This window comes from Streptomyces sp. NPDC008125, assembly GCF_042957125.1.
GTDB lineage: Bacteria > Actinomycetota > Actinomycetes > Streptomycetales > Streptomycetaceae > Streptomyces.
This window is the reverse complement of record NZ_JBIBHR010000003.1, coordinates 297,446-313,933: the sequence shown is the minus strand read 5'-3', so window position 1 is coordinate 313,933 and position 16,488 is coordinate 297,446. Positions and strand designations below refer to the sequence as shown.

The window sequence follows — 16,488 nt, the reverse complement described above, 5'->3', positions numbered from 1 at the left end:
TCCACCTGCCGTCCCGACCGCAGCCCCGACCTGACGCCCCGCCTGCCGCCGCGTCCGCCGCGCCGCCCGACCGGTCGGCGCCGCCCGTGCCGTCCGCCCCGAGGACTCCGATTGCGCCCCTCAACCCGGTCGACCGCGCTCACCGCGCTGGTGTCGGCAGTCGTCTCAGGCTCGCTGTGCGCGTGGGCCACCGCCATGGCCCCCACTTCGGTGCGGACCCCGCTGGCCTGGGGGGCGGGTGCGGCGGCCGTCGCACTGACCGTGGCCGCGGCCGTCGCCGCACATGCGCTGGGCACCGCGCGGACGCTGCGGGAGGCCCGGGCGGCGGACAGCCGGAGGTTCACCGACGAGACCACCCGCCTGGTGTCGTCCGCCTCCGCCGACGCCCAGCGCTACACGGCCGAGACCGCCCGGATCAAGGCCACCGCCCGCGCGGAGGCCACCCGCGCCGCGTCCGAGGCGGCCACCGCACTCGCCAAGGCCACCACCGAGGCGGCCACGGCCAAGGAGCGCCTGGCGGCCGAGACCGAGCGGCGCTCCGCCGAGAACGAGGCCGACCGGGAGCGCTTCGCCGCCGAGAAGTCCGCGCTCTCCGCCCGCCTCGCGCAGGCCGAGCGGGAGCGGTCCGCCGCCCTGTCGACGGGCGCCAACGCGGCGAGCCGGATGCAGGCGCTGGCCACCAGCATGCTGGCCGACCTGCGGGAGATGGAGAACCGGCACTCCGACGAGAACGTCCTCGGCGACCTCCTCCACCTGGACCACCGCACCGCCCAGGCCGGCCGCCTCGCCGACTCCGTCGCCGTACTGACCGGTGCCCGTTCGGGGCGCCGGTGGGCCAGGCCGATCGTGATGGAGTCCATCCTGCGCGGCGCGATGGGCCGGATCAGCGGCTACCGGCGCATCCGGCTCCACTCGACCAGTGACGTGGCCATCGCCGGGCACGCGGCCGAGGGCGTCATGCACGCGCTCGCCGAACTCCTCGACAACGCCGCCAACTTCTCGCCGCCCACCGCCGAAGTGCACGTGTACGTCGAAGAGGTGCCGGCCGGTGTGGTGATCACCGTGGAGGACAGCGGGCTCGTCATGAGCGAGGTGCAGCTGCGCCGCGCCGAAGCGGCCGTCTCCCCGGGCGAGAGCGTCGCCGCGCCCTCCGGTACCCGCCTCGGCCTCGCGGTCGTCGGCCGGCTGGCCCGCAAGCACGGGCTGCGGGTCTCCTTCCGGCCGTCCGCGCGCGGGGGTACCGGCGCCCTGCTGATGCTGCCGCAGGAGCTCATCGCCCGTACGCCCGCGGGCACCGCGTCCCCCACGCTCCCGGCCGTCGCACCGAAGCCCCGGACCGCCGAGCCGCCGGCGCGTGACCCCGAGCCGGAGAAGCGCAGCACCCCCGGGCCGACGCCTCCTCGTACCCCCGAGCCGGAGCCCACCCACGCGGCGGCGAAGACCGACTCGGCGGCGACCGACTCGGCGGAAGGCCACGAGGACACGGCCCGTCCGGCCGAGGACGCGGGGCAGGCAGCCGATTCCAAGGCCGGTCCCGCCCCGGAGTCCGAGGCCGAATCGACCGGCTCCTTCCCGAAGTTCGGCGAGAGCGGGCTGCCCCGGAGGCGGCGCGGCCGTACCTTCGCCGCCGCGGAGGCGCGCGCGGCGGCCACCGCCGCCGTCGCCCCGGTGACCCCTCGGGACCGGGCCAACGACGCGAAGCGGCAGGCCGAGCGCTTCTCCACCTTCAGCCAGGCAGTACGGGCCAACGCAACCCTCCCGGAAGGCAACACCCGATGACCGCGACCACCGACGAGAAGCTGAACTGGCTGCTGGAGGGCCTGCTCGAACGCACCCCAGGCGCCCGGCACGCCCTCGTGCTCTCCCGGGACGGCCTGAAGCTGTGCCGTACCCCCGAGCTCTCCGTCGACCAGGCCGACCAGCTCGCCGCGATCTCCGCGGGCATCCAGAGCCTCTCGCACGGCGCGTCCGTCGAGTTCGGTGACGGCAGCGGCGGCGTACGGTCCGCGATGGCCGAGTTCTACGGCGGGGTGCTGTTCATCGTGGAGGCAGGTACGGGCGCCCATCTGGCGGTCGTCGCCGCCGAGGACTCCGACGTGGGTCTCGTCGGGCACAACATGAGCGAGCTGGTCGAGCAGCTCGGCGAACACCTGGTCGCCCCGCCCCGCGAGACCGACCCGTCCGACGGGCCGGGCGCCGACGCGGGAATCACCGCCTGATGCCCCCGGTGCCGCGCCCCCGCCCCGGTCGTGACGACTCCCCCGACCGGCTCTACACCCTCACCGGTGGCCGCAGCCGGACGGACTCCGACGCCTTCGACCTGGTGACGCTCGTGGTCTCCGAGTGCGAGCCGGCTCCCGGCATGCAGTCGGAGCACGTCACGATCCTGCGGATGTGCGAGCGCCCCACCGCGGTGGTCGAGATCTCCGCGACCCTGAAGCTGCCGGTCGGCATCGTCCGCATCATGCTCGGCGACATGCTCGACACCGGCCGCATCAGCGCACGCCATCCCCGTACCGCCCGTGTCGCGGACCGGCTCCCCGACTCCGACATCCTGGAACAGGTGCTCGTTGGACTCCGCAACCTCTGACCGCGCCGCCCTTCGGGCGACGGCCGACAACGGACTGAAGATCGTCGTCGTCGGCGGATTCGGCGTGGGCAAGACGACCATGGTCCGTTCCGTGAGCGAGATCCGCCCGCTCAACACGGAGGAGACGATGACGCGCGCGGGCGAGGCCGTCGACCACCTCGACGGCGTCCAGTCGAAGGCGGCCACCACGGTCGCCTTCGACTTCGGCCGCATCACGCTGGACGAGCGCTCGGTGCTGTACCTCTTCGGGGCGCCCGGCCAGGAGCGTTTCTGGTTCCTGTGGGACCGCCTCTTCTCCGGCACGCTGGGGGCCGTCGTGCTGGTCGACACCCGTCGGCTCGCGGACTCCTGGTACGCCATCGACCGCCTGGAGCACCACGGCACGCCGTTCATCGTGGCGTGCAACGACTTCGGCGGCCCGCTCCACACCGAGCAGCAGATCCGGGAGGCCCTCGACCTCTCGGCGGACGTACCGCTGGTGGAGTGCGACGCGCGCGACCGGTCGTCCAGCAAGTACGTCCTGATCACGCTGGTCGAGCACCTCCACGCGTTGTCCGCCGCCCGTGCCCGGACTCCGGAAGGGGCGCTCGCGGGCGCTCCCGAGGCGGCCGGCAGAACCCCGGAGACCACCTCGTGAACGCGTGCCCCGTCGACCACGGTCAGGGTGCGGCCAAGGACCTCGGACCCGTACCGCTGTCCGGGCCCCGGTTCGCCACCGAACCGCACCAGTTGTACCGGGAGGTGCGCCGGGACCACGGGCCGGTGGCGCCGATCGTGCTGCCCGGCGGCGTGCCCGCGTGGCTCGTGCTGGGCTACCGCGAGCTGCACCAGGTCACCACCGATCCGGCCCTGTTCACCCGGGACTCGCAGATCTGGAACCAGTGGCCGGACATCCCCGACGACTGGCCGCTGCATCCGATGATCAGCAAGGACCAGCCGTCGATCCTCTACACCGTCGGCGAGCGCCACAGCCGCCGTTCCCAGGTGATCAGTACGGCTCTTGAGGGCGCCGACCCCTTCGAACTCCGGAGGTACACCGAGGAGTTCGCGGACGAGCTGATCGACGCCTTCTGTTCGGCCGGCAGCTGCGACCTGATCGCGGACTACGCGATGCTGCTGCCCGTCCGGGTCCTGGCCAAGCTGTACGGCTTCGCGGACGACAAGGGCCCCGCGCTCGTCCGGGCGATGAACGACATGATCAACGGAGGGCCCGACGCGCTCGCCGGTCAGCGTCACATCGCCGGTTCCGTCATCCAGCTGGTGACCGAGCGGTCCGCCGGACCCGAGGACGACGTACCGTCCCGGATGCTCGCCGACACCGGGGAGTTCACCGCCGACGAGGTCGCCCGCGACCTCATGGTCATGATGGCCGCCGGGCACCAGCCGACCGCCGACTGGATCGGCAACTCGCTGCGGCTGATGCTTACCGACGACCGGTTCGCCGCCTCGCTCTCCGGCGGACGGCACAGCGTCGCCGAGGCGATGAACGAGGTGCTGTGGGAGGACACCCCCACCCAGAACGTCGCCGGCCGCTGGGCGAGCCGCGACACCCATCTCGGCGGGAAGCACATCCAGGCCGGTGACCTGCTGATCCTCGGCGTCGCCGCCGCCAACGCCGACCCCCAGGTGCGGACCGACGGTTCCGCGCTGACCGGCGGCAACAACGCCTTCCTTTCCTTCGGCCACGGCGAGCACCGCTGCCCGTTCCCCGCCCAGGAGACCGCCGAGGTCATCGCCCGTACGGGGATCGAGGCGATCCTCGACCGCCTCCCCGATGTCGATCTCGCGGTCCCCGCCGAGGACCTCACCCGGCGCCCGTCGCCGTGGCTGCGCGGCCTGACGGAGCTGCCTGTCCGCTTCACACCCACTCCCGCCCTTGGAGGCACGCGGTGACCGCGACGACCACGGAACCGACCGGCGCGCAGGACGACGAGCGCATCGTCCTCGACCTGTTCGTCGGCGACCTCAGGGGCGAGAGTGCCCGGCTGCACGCGGCCGGTCCGCTCGTCCCCGTGGAGCTGCCCGGCGGGGTCCACATCTACGCCGTCACCCACCACGCCGAGGCGAAGGCGGCCCTCACGGACCCGCGCCTGGTGAAGGACATCGACGTCTGGAACGCCTGGCAGCGCGGCGAGATCGCCCCCGACTGGCCGCTGATCGGCCTGGTCAACCCCGGCAGAACCATGCTCACCTCGGACGGCGCCGAGCACCGCCGGCTGCGCGGCCTGGTCGCCCAGGCGCTGACCGTGCGCCGGGTGGAGCGGCTCCGCGAGGGCATCCAGGCCCGCACCGACGAGTTGCTGGACCGGCTCGCCGCGCGCCCGGCGGGCGAGACGGTCGATCTGAAGGCCGAATTCGCCTACCCGCTGCCGATGAACGTCATCAGCGAGCTGATGGGCATCGGCACCGAGGACCTGCCCCGGATGAAGGAGCTGTTCGACAAGTTCTTCTCCAACCTGACCCCGCCCGCCGAGGTCCCGCAGGTGATGGGGAACATCCACACCCTGTTCACGCGCATCCTGGAGGAGAAGAAGGAGTCCCCGGCCGACGATCTGACCGGGGCGCTGCTGAACGCCTCCGAGGACGGCGACCGCCTCACCGACGACGAGATCCTCAACACCCTCAAGCTGATCATCGCCGCCGGTCACGAGACCACCATCAGCCTGATCGTGAACACCGTCGTCGCCCTGCAGACCCACCCCGAGCAGCGCGCGCTGGTGCTCTCGGGCGGGGCGACCTGGGAGGGCGCGATCGAGGAGACGCTGCGCTGGTCCTCACCGACCTCGCACGTCCTCATCCGCTTCGCCACCGAGGACATCACCATCGGCGACCGAGTGCTGCCGAAGGGCGAGGGCCTGATGGTCTCGTTCGCCGCGCTGAGCCTGGACGAGAAGCAATGGGGCCCGGACGCGGCCGAGTTCGACCTCACCCGCTCCCCCAACCGCCACCTCTCCTTCGGCCACGGCCCGCACATCTGCCCGGGTGCGGCGCTCTCCCGCCTGGAGGCGGCCGTCGCGCTCCCCGCGCTGTACGCCCGCTTCCCGGAGCTGGCGCTCGCGGTCCCCGCGGCCGAGCTGCGGAACAAGCCGATCGTGACCCAGAACGACCTCTTCGAACTCCCGGTCACCCTCGGCTGAGCCGGTCCCCCTACCGCACCGGCCTCCGCGTTGTCCACAGGTCGGAGCGTCCGTCTCACCGGACGGACAGGGGCTCTCGCCCCGTCCCCGAGGGACTACGCTCCGACTCGTGGCCGATATCCAGATTCCCGCTGACATCAAGCCCGCCGACGGACGCTTCGGCGCCGGGCCCTCCAAGGTGCGGACGGAGGCGCTCGACGCGCTGGCCGCCACCGGAACCTCTCTCCTCGGTACGTCCCATCGCCAGGCCCCGGTCAAGAACCTGGTCGGCGAGGTGCGTGACGGTGTACGCAGCCTCTTCTCCCTCCCCGAGGGGTACGAGGTCGTCCTCGGCAACGGCGGGTCCACCGCGTTCTGGGACGTCGCGACGCACGGTCTCATCGAGACGAAGTCCCAGCACCTGAACTTCGGTGAGTTCTCCTCGAAGTTCGCCAAGGCCGCGAAGCTCGCGCCCTGGCTGGCCGACCCGAGCGTGATCTCCTCCGAGCCCGGCACCCACCCGGAGCCGAAGGCCGAGGAGGGCGTCGACGTCTACGCCCTCACCCACAACGAGACCTCCACGGGTGTCGCGGCGCCGATCAAGCGCGTCGCCGGCGCAGACGAGGGCGCGCTCGTCGTGGTCGACGCCACCTCGGGCGCCGGCGGTCTGCCGGTCGACATCACCGAGACGGACGTCTACTACTTCGCCCCGCAGAAGTCCTTCGCCTCCGACGGCGGCCTCTGGATCGCGGCGTTCTCCCCGGCCGCCCTGGAGCGCGCGGCGCGCGTCCACGCGTCGGGCCGCCACGTCCCCGAGTTCTTCTCGCTGCCCACGGCGATCGACAACTCGACCAAGAACCAGACGTACAACACCCCGGCCCTCTCCACCCTCTTCCTGCTCAACGAGCAGCTGAAGTGGCTGAACGGCCAGGGCGGCCTGGACTTCGCGACCGGCCGCACCCTCGCCTCCTCCCAGAACCTCTACGGCTGGGCCGAGGACTCGAAGCACGCGACCCCGTTCGTCACCGACCCGGCGAAGCGCTCGCAGGTCATCGGCACGATCGACTTCTCGGACGACATCGACGCCGCCGCGATCGCCAAGGTGCTCCGCGCCAACGGCATCGTGGACACCGAGCCGTACCGCAAGCTGGGCCGCAACCAGCTGCGCGTGGCGATGTTCCCGGCGATCGACCCGGCGGACGTCCAGGCCCTCACCGCCTGCATCGACTACGTGATCGAGAAGCTGTAACCATTCCGGCACCCCGGCTCACGCCTGACGCCTGGACGACGGCCCCGTACACCCCTGGTGTGCGGGGCCGTCGCCGTACCGCCCCACCCTCGCGGGTGGTCCTGCGGCTTCGCGACGGAGGGGAGCAGCCCGACCTACCATGATGTTCTCGACACCATCGGACCCAGGAGGGACGCCATGTCTGCGGCAGCAGTCGAGTACCCCTGTGACGGTGAGCCGGAGTCCCTGCTCGACAGTGCCAACAGGCTCATGGAGCAGCTTCCCGGCCACCGCGTCGAGATCATCGGAGGCGTCATCACCGTGGCTCCGCCCCCTGACGGCCCGCACGGACGTGCGCTCACCAAGCTGATGCGCCCCTTCATCGAAGCCGGGCTCGACGACGGCGGCTCTGCTCTCATCCAGGGCATCGGCCTCTGGCTCCCCGGTGGCCCCCAGGACTACGTGATCCCCGACCTGGCCCTCGTCGACGCCGACTTCGACGCCCATCGGGCCGAGAACCACTGCTACGACCCGGCCGTCTTCCGTCTCGTGCTGGAGGTCACCTCCAGCAACTACCGCAGCGACCTCCACCTGAAGCCGGCCGTATACGCGGAGGCCAAGGTCCCGGTGTACGTGGTCCTGGACCGCCGTCACGGCAGGGTCCACGTCCTCACCGAGCCGGGCGGCTCGTCCTACGACCGGCACGAGGTGTACGCCCCCGGCCAGACGGTCACGCTCCCCGCCTCGATCGGCGCCGAGGTGACGCTCGACGTGGCGGAGCTCGTCGCGGCGGGCAGCCGCGCGGCAACGGCCGCTCGGCCGACCGACTGACCCCGTCTCCTTCTACACGGGCTACCCCGCCGCCAGCACGGCTCTGAGGCGGCCGATCCCCGCCAGCCACTCCGCCGACCCGGCACTCTCCGCCCACAGCTCGCGCAGCTCGGACGTCTCCGCGGTGACCTGGTCGAGGGCCCGCACCGCGAGCCCGAGCAGCACAGGCGACGGGGCACCGCCGGGCAGCGGCACCGGTTCATCGGGGCCGTACGGGGTGTCCACCGGTTCGCCGCCCGGGCACCGGGCCGCGAGCAGCGCGGCGGCGGCCACCGCCTCCATCGCCTCGTCGCTGTCGAGGAAGCCTTCGGCGCCCACGTGGACCGCCGCTTCCAGCGCCTGTCGGATCAGCGCCGCGCGCTTCTCGGGATCGCTGTCGTCCAGCTTCCCGCCGAAGTCGGCGGCCGTGTCGTTGTCGAAGTGCCCGATGTCCCACGTACCCATGTGACTCTCCCCGTTCCCGAATCGTGACTACAGCGTGTCACCCCCCACTGACAACGGCCTTCCGGCGCCGGAGCTTCAGCCCTCCGGGCTTCCGGCCACCGGCTTCCGCGCCAGCACGAACCCCTGCGGGGTCGGCTCCGGGAACTCCCCGTCGGTGTCGGCTTCGCGCACGGTACGTACCCGGGGCTCGAAGCCGGCCGCAGTGAGCAGGGCCGCGACCGCCTCCGGGCGGCGGCGGTGGAAGTCGAGGTCGATCGGGCGCCCCCAGGCGTCGGTCCTGCGACGGGTCCCGTCGCCGGCCTGGAAGCCGAGTTGCAGGTGCGCTCCCGGGGCCAGCACCCGGTGGAACTCGGCGAAGACGGCCGGGAGCAGCGCGTCGGTGATGTGGATGACGGAGTACCAGGCGAGCAGCCCGCCCAGGGAGGCGTCGGGCAGGTCGAGCGCGAGCATCGAGCCCTCCTCGAACCGGAGGTCGGGGTGTTCGGCCCGCGCCACCGCGAGCATCCCGGGTGACAGGTCGATCCCGAACACGTCGGCGCCGAGCCCGCGCAGGTGGCCGGTGATCCGTCCCGTACCGCATCCCACGTCGGCGAGCGGCCGACCGCCGCCGGTCTCCCGTACGAGGTCCACGAACCCGGCGAGCAGCGCGCGTTCCAGCGGCTTGGCATCCAGTTCGGCGCCGAACCGGGCGGAGTACTCGGTGGCCATGACGTCGTACGAGGCCCGGGTGGCGCGTACGAAGGCGGGCTCGGCTTCCAGGGCCTGGGCGCTTTCCCCGGGGGCGAAGTCCACCTCGGAGGCGTGCAGCACCCGGATGCGGCGACCGGGGTGGCGGAGGTTCCGGAAGATGGCGTTGTGGTGCGCGACCGACCGATCCGGGGCCGCGTACGCCTCGTCGCCGGGGCCCCGTACGGACGTGGTGTGCCCGTCCGCCACGAGCACCAGGTCGTACCCGTGGCTCAGGGCGGAGCGTGCGGTGGTGTCCACGCAGATCTCGGTGGCGAACCCGGTGACGACCACCTCGGTGACCCCGTGCGCCCGCAGCAGGCCGTCGAGACCGGTACCGAGGAAGCTGTCCGGGGCGGTCTTGCGGACGACCGTCTCCCCGGCTCGGGGCGCGAGTTCGGGCACGACCTGCCGGCCCTCGGAGCCGACTTCGGGCCCACCGGCGCCGTCCTGCACCGTGACGATCAACGCGTCTGCCGCGACGGCGCGTTGGCGCATCTCCGCGATGACGGCGACGGTCTCGGCGGCCCGGTGGGCGATGGCCACCGTGTCGTTCTGCATGTCGATGACGAGAAGCGCGGAGGTGTTCGGCATGGGTGGAGAGCGTAGGGGGTGGGGGCGGGCCGGAGCATCGCCGGGTCGGCCGGTCCGGCACGGTTCGGGGCCGGGCGATCCGGCCGCGACCCGGTCGTGCACGGATCCATGGGTACGCGGCTCTCCGGTCGTCGGACCGTCGTGGTCGCGCACCTTCGCGGGCGGGTGACGTCGTAGCGAACTGCCCTCTCCAGCCCCCCTTTCGGTGAGTTCCGGGAGGGGGCAAAGTCGTTTCCGGGGTCCCCTTCACGTGAGAACCCGTCCACCCGGGCTTCATCGTTCCGTACACCCCTCACTCCGCCGACCGATCGGCGCTGCGGGCAGGTCGGAAAGAGGCCGGAAAAGGCACATCGCGCTCTTCGGCCGACACAGGTCACCGGGTTTCGCGAGGAGCACGGGAGCGAATGACAGAACGGCCGGACACGCGGGACGGACCGTACGGTCGGCCGCCCGGGATTCAGGCGCAGGACGACGAGGCCCTCACGCTCGCCCGCATGTCCCGGACGCCTCCGCTTCCGGCGCACACCGGCGCGAGGCCGCATTTCACCAGGTAAGTCAAGACTTATCTTCCGGAGGGAATGACCCTATGGTGTGGCTCGAATCGAAGGAGCCTGCCGTTGTCGAAGTTGAATGATTCCGCTGCGCGCGCCATTGACTCGGAGCGGGATTATGTGTCCTCCCTGTACGAGTTGCTCAATAAACGGATTTCCGAGGCACGGGCGGACCGGGCGAATGTACTGAAGTCCCCGGCGGAAAGCGCCGGTGAGGCGTACGAGAGAGAGATCTCCGCCGAGCGTCTGACCAAGGAAATCGGCCGGCTGGAGGGTTCCGGACAGGGGCTGGTCTTCGGGCGTATCGACTGGACGGACGGCACGGCCCTGCGCATCGGGCGGATCGGACTGCACACGGAGGGGGACGACCTGCCGCTGCTCGTGGACTGGCGCGCGAACGCGGCGCGGCCCTTCTACGAGGCGACTCCGGTCCACCCGATGGGCCTGCGGCGGCGTCGGCACCTGCGCGTCGAGGAGCGCACGGTCGTCTCGGTGAGTGACGAACTGCTGGACGGGTCCGACCCGACCGACGAGGACGTCGTGGGGGACGGCCCGTTGACCGAGGCGCTGTCGGCACGGCGTACGGGCAGGATGCACGCCGCCGTCGCGACGCTGCAGGCCGAGCAGGACGAGATCGTCCGTTCCGCCCACCGCGGGGTGACCGTGGTGCAGGGCGGGCCCGGCACCGGCAAGACGGTGGTCGCCCTGCACCGGGCGGCCTACGTCCTGTACGCGTTCCCGCGCGCCACGGAGGAGGGTGTCCTGGTGGTGGGCCCCAACGCCCGGTTCCTCGACTACATCTCCCAGGTACTCCCCTCGCTCGGCGAGAACGACGTCGTGTCGGCGACCTGCCGGGAACTCGCCGGGCTGCACCCGGACACGGTGGACGCTCCGGACGCCGTCGACCCGTTCGACACGGCCCGCCTCAAGGGCGGTTCAGGCCTCGCCGACGCCCTGGCCGGTCTGCTGCGCGACCATCAGGCCCCCGCCGGTGACTTCGCCGTTCAGGTCGGTCAGGAGCTGGTCCGCCTGACCGGCGAGGAGGTCGCCGCGGCCCGCGACGCCGCCCGGGCAACCGCCCCGGGGCACAACCCCGCGCGCCAGGTGTTCAAGGAGCTCCTGGCCGACGCCGTCACGGACGCGATGCGACGGGACATGGGCGACCTCTTGGAGCAGATCGACGCCGATGCCGTCGCGATGACGGGCCTGGACCTCGACCGGTTCACGGGAGCCGCCCAGCACCGTACCGAGGGCTCGGCGGAGCCGGGTCCCGTCCACGAGCTGGACGTGGACGCCCTCCGGGCCGATCTCCTCGACGACGCCGGTTTCGACCGGGCCGTCGAGGCGTCCTGGCCGCGGCTGGTGCCGGGCGATCTCGTGCAGGGGCTCCTGACGGACGCCGACGAGCTCGCCGCGCGCCTGCCCCGACTGACCGAGCTGGAGCGGTCCTTGCTGCTGCGTGGCCCGGACGCACCGTGGACGGAGGCCGACGGGCCGTTGCTGGACGAGGCGGCGAGCCTGGTCGACGGACCGCCGGAGCGGACGTACGGGCACGTCGTCGTCGACGAGGCACAGGAACTGACCGCCATGCAGTGGCGGATGATCGTCCGCCGCTGCCCGGCACGGGCGATGACGCTGGTGGGCGACTTCGCCCAGGCGGGTCCGGTCGCGACGGCACGCGACTGGAAGGAGGCGTTGAGCCCCCATGTCGGAACGCGGTTCAAACTGCACAACCTGACCGTCAGTTACCGCACCACGCAGGAGATCCTGGAGAGCGTCCGGGGCCTGCTGACGCGGATCGCTCCCGACCAGAAGCCCACCCGGTCGCTGCGCAGCGGTGAGAGCCCGCGCACCGTGACCTCGTCCCCGGACGGGTTGGCCGCCGCCGTCGTCCAGGAGCTCCGCGCCCAGAGCACCGCGCACCCGGGCGAGCTGCTGGGCGTCGTCTGCGCGGACGCCGGAGTGGCCGAGCTGACGGCCCGGGGCGTCGCCCGCCACGCCCGCATCGTGCCGGCGTCCGAGGCGCGTGGCCTGGAGTTCGACGGGGTCGTCGTCGTGGACCCCGAGCGGATCATCACGGCCCGCCCCGGCGGGGAGCGGGACCTGTACGTGGCCCTGACCCGGGCCACCAAGCGGCTCTGCACCCTCACGGTCCGGCCCGCCTGACGGTTCGGGGCACCTGACGGTTCAGCCCGCCTGACGGTTCAGCCCGCCTGACGGTTCGGGGCACCCGACGGGTCGGGGCACGGGTGCACCCGGCTGCTCGTCCCTCGTCGATCCCGGAACTCAGCCGCGTGCCCAGCTCCTCGAAGCCCGGCGCGGCCGCGACCCGGCGGGAGGCGGGCCGCCGGGCGCCCCTGCGGGAGCAGCCCGGCGGCGACGGCACGCGCGACCGCCGCCGAGCCGGTCGCCCGCGCCGGTCCCCGGCCCCGCGCGGTGGGACGGTCAGTCCTCGCTGGGGATCGGCCCGAAGGAGACCGACCGCAGCTTCAGACGCTCCGAGCCACCGCCGGTGTGCGGGCGGAGGTTGAAGGAGGCGCCTTCGCAGTCGGCGTCCGCGTAGACCGTCGCCTCGGTGTCCGTGCGGTTCTTCGGCGAGTGGGCGGGCGCGGAGTTCTCCGAGTCGAGGCCCGGGAGGTTGACGCACACGCCGTTGGGCGGGTTGTTGAGGAAGCCGGTGACGTCGTATCCCTCGGCGGTCACGTAGTCGTACCGGAACTGCCCCTCGGCGGCCGAGGCCGAAGTGGGGACGGCTGCGAGAAGGAGGGCTGCGCCGAGAACGGCGGGAAACGCGGAGCGAAGACGCATCGGTCGGGTCTCTCTGCTGGAGGAGTTCGTTGCGGCCCTCTTCTGCCCGGCGGGCGGAGTCCCGCATCCGCGCCTCACTCGTACGGATGGCGGCGAAACGACCCTGCACTCCGCCAACCGGTCCATCCGGATTCTCCGTCGCGCATGCGGGGAGGGCCGGCGCCCCCGGCACCGGCCCTCCCCTCGAAGCTGCTTCCGGGCCGTCGGCCCGCTCGGCCCGACGCGCGTTCGGCCGACAGCCCGTTCAGCCGTCAGCTCGTCCGGGCGTCAGCTCGACCGGGCGTCAGCTCGTCCGGGCGTCAGCTCGACCAGACGTCCGCGTCGTCGGCCGGGACGGTGGTGGAGAGGCCGAGCTCCTTGCGGGCGGCGACGGACTTGCTCGGGTCGATGCCCGTGAAACCGGTGTTGTAGGCGAGGTAGTAGCTGTCGGCGTCGGAGGCCTTCGCGGCCTTCTTCCAGGCCTCGTTCGCCTTGTCGAGCTCCGCGCGCAGCTTGACCGTCTCCGGCTGCGTGATGCCCTTGATCGATTCGAGGTGGGCGTCGAGCGCCGCGGTGACCGCGGCGGCCTGCGCCTTGAAACCGGCGAGGTCGTCCGCGACGTCGTCCGCCTCCGGCTGGTTGGCCCAGAACGCCGTGTAGATGCCGCTGGAGCCCTTGAGGTAGGCGAGCTGGTCGGCGTTCATCGCCTTGCTCTTCAGCGAACCGGTGGTGATCTTGCCCGAGTCCTTGGTGTACGTGCAGGTCACGAGGCGGTCGCCGGTCTTCCAGGACTCCTTCGTGGGCTGGTAGTACGAGCCCGCCACGCCTGCCGGGATCGCCCAGGTGTCGGGGGCGAACTTCTGCTCCTCGACCGGGCAGCGCGTGTCGGCGGCCTCGACGATCGCGTCGTCACCGGGGTAGGCGCCGTCCTCGACCTTGAACTCCCCGTAGACCTGGCCGTCGTGCGGCTCGGCACAGGGCACGACCTCGATGGCGAACTCCTCGGCCGCCTCGCCGTCGGCGGCGGGCGCCGTGTTCGGGTTGTAGCAGTCGCCGACCTTGAGGTCGAAGACCGACTTCTGCCGGGCGGCCTTCTTGATGCCCTCCTTGGCGCTCTCGGCGACCGAGCATCCGGACGCGCCGATGGCGAGAAGTGCGACGACGGCGGCTATACCGCGGACATGACGGGACTTGGCACCGAAAGACATGGCGTGAGAATCCTCAAGCGGAAGTAAAGGGGACGAACTGATGTGCGCATCGTATGGCATGGCTGTGACAACACTGTGCGAACAGGGATTCGACCCGTCAATCCCGGGTAGACGGCGCCCCCGCATCGCCCGGCCTCCCGGCGGGCGCCCCGCACAGGCTCCGCCTTCACCCCGTCAGGCGCCGTGCGCCCGCCTCTCAGCCGCCCGTGCGCCGCCGCTTCGACCGGAGCACGAACCACACCGCGCCGATCACCACGAGTCCCCCGAGCACCGGCCCGCCCTTCCCGTCCGGCAACCCGCCGCTGCCGTCACCGTCGCCCCCGGCACCCTTCCCCCCGCCCGACGCGGACGAGGTCCCACCGGAAGCCGCCGACCCGCCCGACCCGCCCGACGCACTCGGTTCGGGCGTCGCCTGGGCCGCGTTGGTGCCCTTCACCTCCAGGCGCCGGACCTCGCTCCGCTTCCCCTCGGAGCCGAGCATCAGGGCCGTGCCGTCGGCCGTGTACGTGACCGACTCGGCCTGCCCCTGGAACCCGGCCCCCACGCCACGCTCGTCGCCGAGCTTCCCGTCGTCGAAGGTGTACGCGTCGGCGCCCAGGTAGCCGCGCAGCACCAGCCGCGTACCGTCCGGGGAGAACGCGCCGTCGGTCACCCACGGCACCTCGGCGACGCGGCGGAAGACGTTGTTCCCGCTGGTGGAGAGGTGCTCCGGGCCCTCGTAGAGGCCGCCGCCGGCCTGGTTCTTGGAGGCGATCCAGACCCGGCCGGTCTTCGGGTGGACCATCAGCGCCTCGGCGTCCCGGGCCCCGTCCGCGTACACCACGTCGAACTGGGTGGCGCGCACCGTGACGTCCTTCAGCACCTTCGGCTCGGGGAGGCGGTAGATCCAGACGTGGTCCCAGGTGCCGTTGAGGTTGTCGCCGATGTCACCGACGTAGAGGTTCCCGTCGGGGCCGAGGGAGATCGCCTCGACGTCGCGCGGCTGCCCCACGCCGGTCATGGTGACGGTGGCGACGGTCTCCCCGGTGCGGGAGTCGACGGCGTAGAGGTAGGGGCCGTCGTCGCTGTCGTTGTGGGTCCAGTAGACACCGGGGTGGATGCGGCTCGCGGCGAGGCCGCTGGACTCGGTGATCCGTGGGTCCTCGATGGTGAAGGTCCGGTCGGCGCCGCCGTCCGCCCGGGCCGGGACGGTCCCCGCGAGGAGCAGCAGGGCGGCGGTACCGAGGGCGGTGAGAGAGGCACGCATGGCGCAAGTGTCCATCATCACGGTGCGGCCCGAATGCGGGATCGGGGATGATGACGCCATGCGTTCCCTGCCTGCAGCCGCCGACTCCACGCCCTGCGGCGGTGGGGCATGACCCGTCATCAAACCGCTGTGCCGGGCGCCCCGCGCTTCCTCTTCGTCGGCGACTCGATGACCGTGGGGCGGGCGGGCGACTTCACCTGGCGCCACCGGATGTGGCAGCACCTGGAAGCGACGCTCGGCGAGGGCGGGTACGCCATCGTCGGCCCGCGCACCGGGCTGTACGACGCCGAGGCGGACGCCGCCGTTTCCACCGCGTACGCCGACCCGTCCTTCCCCGCCCCGGCCCGCCGTCACCTCTCCGGCTGGGGTGAGGGCTGGCTGCACATGGCGCCGGTGATCGAGGAGGCGGTACGCACCTCCCGCGCGGACGTGCTGCTGGTGTCGCTCGGTCTGATCGACCTCGGTTTCTACACCGACAGCGAGCAGACGGCGGCCAACGCGCGCGCCTTCATCGCCGCCGCCCGCGCCGCGAACCCGCACGTCCGGATGGTGCTGCTGCCGGTCATCCCGAACATCCGGGCCGAGTCCGACGCCCCCTTCGCCGCCGCCTGCGCACGGTTCAACGCCCTGCTCGCCGAGGCCGTCGCGGACCTCTCCACGCCCGGCTCGCCGGTGCTGCTGACCCCGCATCCGTCCGACTACGGCATCCACGCCGACACGTACGACGGCACGCACCCGGGCCCGAGCGGCGAGCACAAGCTGGCAGCGACCTTCGCGGACGCGCTGCACGACGCGTGGTCGATCGGCGGCCGTTACGCGCCCGAGCCGGACCAGGTACGCGTACCCGAACCCGAGCAGGCGCTTCCCCTCCCACCCGAGCGGACGCCGGTCCCCGAGCCCGCGCTCTGAGGCCGCCTGCGGCTCCGCACACTTCCTTCACCCCGCCCACCGAACATGCGCACGCCACTGATACTCTGCGGCCCCCCGCCTGCCGGTGACGTGCCCTGGCAGGCGGGGCCCGTCCTTCCGTGTGTTCCGTGCGCATCCGTACGCTCGACGGCTCTGCGCCGCACCCGGCCGGCCTGGTGACGTGGGGGGGGGGGGGGGGGGGGCCGCCCGCCCCCCCCCCCCCCCCCCCCCCCCCCCCACCGACCCCGCGGCCACACC

At 72.3% G+C, this 16,488-nt stretch carries 15 protein-coding genes and 1 pseudogene; 10 read left to right on the top strand and 6 right to left on the bottom strand.

What is annotated here, in order from left to right:
• Window positions 1-111: 111 nt before the first annotated feature.
• The 8 genes from ACFZAX_RS06695 (at window position 112) to ACFZAX_RS06660 (ending at window position 7,765) form a co-directional block, all read left to right on the top strand.
• Window positions 112-1,779, top strand: coding sequence for an ATP-binding protein (locus ACFZAX_RS06695; protein WP_390959749.1), 1,668 nt, complete (start codon window positions 112-114; stop codon window positions 1,777-1,779).
• Window positions 1,776-2,219, top strand: coding sequence for a roadblock/LC7 domain-containing protein (locus tag ACFZAX_RS06690; RefSeq protein WP_390959746.1), 444 nt, complete (start codon window positions 1,776-1,778; stop codon window positions 2,217-2,219). Before ACFZAX_RS06695 ends, ACFZAX_RS06690 begins: the two co-directional genes overlap by 4 nt.
• A complete protein-coding gene (locus ACFZAX_RS06685) occupies window positions 2,219-2,590 on the top strand; it encodes a DUF742 domain-containing protein (RefSeq protein WP_390959744.1) in 372 nt (123 codons plus the stop codon). Before ACFZAX_RS06690 ends, ACFZAX_RS06685 begins: the two co-directional genes overlap by 1 nt.
• Window positions 2,571-3,227 (top strand): ATP/GTP-binding protein, encoded by a 657-nt coding sequence (locus ACFZAX_RS06680; RefSeq protein ID WP_390959742.1) that lies wholly within the window; start codon window positions 2,571-2,573, stop codon window positions 3,225-3,227. Before ACFZAX_RS06685 ends, ACFZAX_RS06680 begins: the two co-directional genes overlap by 20 nt.
• Window positions 3,224-4,483 (top strand): cytochrome P450, encoded by a 1,260-nt coding sequence (locus tag ACFZAX_RS06675; protein ID WP_390959740.1) that lies wholly within the window; start codon window positions 3,224-3,226, stop codon window positions 4,481-4,483. Before ACFZAX_RS06680 ends, ACFZAX_RS06675 begins: the two co-directional genes overlap by 4 nt.
• Complete coding sequence (locus ACFZAX_RS06670) at window positions 4,480-5,727, top strand: cytochrome P450 (protein ID WP_390959738.1); 1,248 nt, start codon at window positions 4,480-4,482, stop codon at window positions 5,725-5,727. The genes ACFZAX_RS06675 and ACFZAX_RS06670 overlap by 4 nt, the downstream gene beginning before the upstream one ends.
• 109 nt (window positions 5,728-5,836) lie before the next feature.
• Window positions 5,837-6,955 carry a phosphoserine transaminase gene (gene serC, locus ACFZAX_RS06665; protein WP_390959736.1) on the top strand — a complete coding sequence of 373 codons (1,119 nt, stop codon included), beginning with the start codon at window positions 5,837-5,839 and terminating at the stop codon, window positions 6,953-6,955.
• 177 nt (window positions 6,956-7,132) lie between these two features.
• On the top strand, window positions 7,133-7,765 hold the full coding sequence (locus ACFZAX_RS06660; protein ID WP_390959734.1) for a Uma2 family endonuclease: 633 nt from the start codon (window positions 7,133-7,135) through the stop codon (window positions 7,763-7,765).
• Window positions 7,766-7,786: 21 nt separating this feature from the next.
• Here the strand turns inward: ACFZAX_RS06660 and ACFZAX_RS06655 are convergent, their stop codons facing one another.
• The 3 genes and pseudogenes from ACFZAX_RS06655 to ACFZAX_RS06645 form a co-directional block, all read right to left on the bottom strand.
• Window positions 7,787-8,209 carry a DUF4259 domain-containing protein gene (locus tag ACFZAX_RS06655; protein WP_390959732.1) on the bottom strand — a complete coding sequence of 141 codons (423 nt, stop codon included), beginning with the start codon at window positions 8,207-8,209 and terminating at the stop codon, window positions 7,787-7,789.
• Between the two features lie 75 nt (window positions 8,210-8,284).
• A complete protein-coding gene (locus ACFZAX_RS06650; RefSeq protein WP_390960073.1) occupies window positions 8,285-8,917 on the bottom strand; it encodes a methyltransferase domain-containing protein in 633 nt (210 codons plus the stop codon).
• Between the two features lie 264 nt (window positions 8,918-9,181).
• Window positions 9,182-9,496: pseudogene (locus ACFZAX_RS06645) on the bottom strand (cysteine hydrolase family protein); the annotation flags it as partial.
• Between the two features lie 704 nt (window positions 9,497-10,200).
• Here ACFZAX_RS06645 and ACFZAX_RS06640 point away from each other — a divergent pair.
• Window positions 10,201-12,246: an AAA family ATPase gene (locus tag ACFZAX_RS06640; protein ID WP_390959730.1), complete on the top strand. Its 2,046-nt coding sequence runs from the start codon at window positions 10,201-10,203 to the stop codon at window positions 12,244-12,246.
• Between the two features lie 279 nt (window positions 12,247-12,525).
• Here ACFZAX_RS06640 and ACFZAX_RS06635 read toward each other — a convergent pair whose 3' ends face one another.
• The 3 genes from ACFZAX_RS06635 to ACFZAX_RS06625 all read right to left on the bottom strand — a co-directional run bounded on the left by ACFZAX_RS06635 (window position 12,526) and on the right by ACFZAX_RS06625 (window position 15,321).
• Entirely contained in the window at window positions 12,526-12,888 is a 363-nt protein-coding gene (locus ACFZAX_RS06635) for a hypothetical protein (RefSeq protein ID WP_390959728.1), read from the bottom strand.
• Between the two features lie 299 nt (window positions 12,889-13,187).
• Entirely contained in the window at window positions 13,188-14,075 is an 888-nt protein-coding gene (locus ACFZAX_RS06630) for a septum formation family protein (RefSeq protein ID WP_390959726.1), read from the bottom strand.
• Between the two features lie 196 nt (window positions 14,076-14,271).
• The gene (locus tag ACFZAX_RS06625) at window positions 14,272-15,321 is read right to left on the bottom strand and encodes a WD40 repeat domain-containing protein (RefSeq protein WP_390959724.1); all 1,050 of its coding nucleotides are present in this window, start codon (window positions 15,319-15,321) and stop codon (window positions 14,272-14,274) included.
• Window positions 15,322-15,429: 108 nt separating this feature from the next.
• On the opposite strand from ACFZAX_RS06625, the gene ACFZAX_RS06620 reads away from it, so the two are divergent.
• Window positions 15,430-16,230: a GDSL-type esterase/lipase family protein gene (locus ACFZAX_RS06620; protein ID WP_390959723.1), complete on the top strand. Its 801-nt coding sequence runs from the start codon at window positions 15,430-15,432 to the stop codon at window positions 16,228-16,230.
• Window positions 16,231-16,488: the final 258 nt, after the last annotated feature.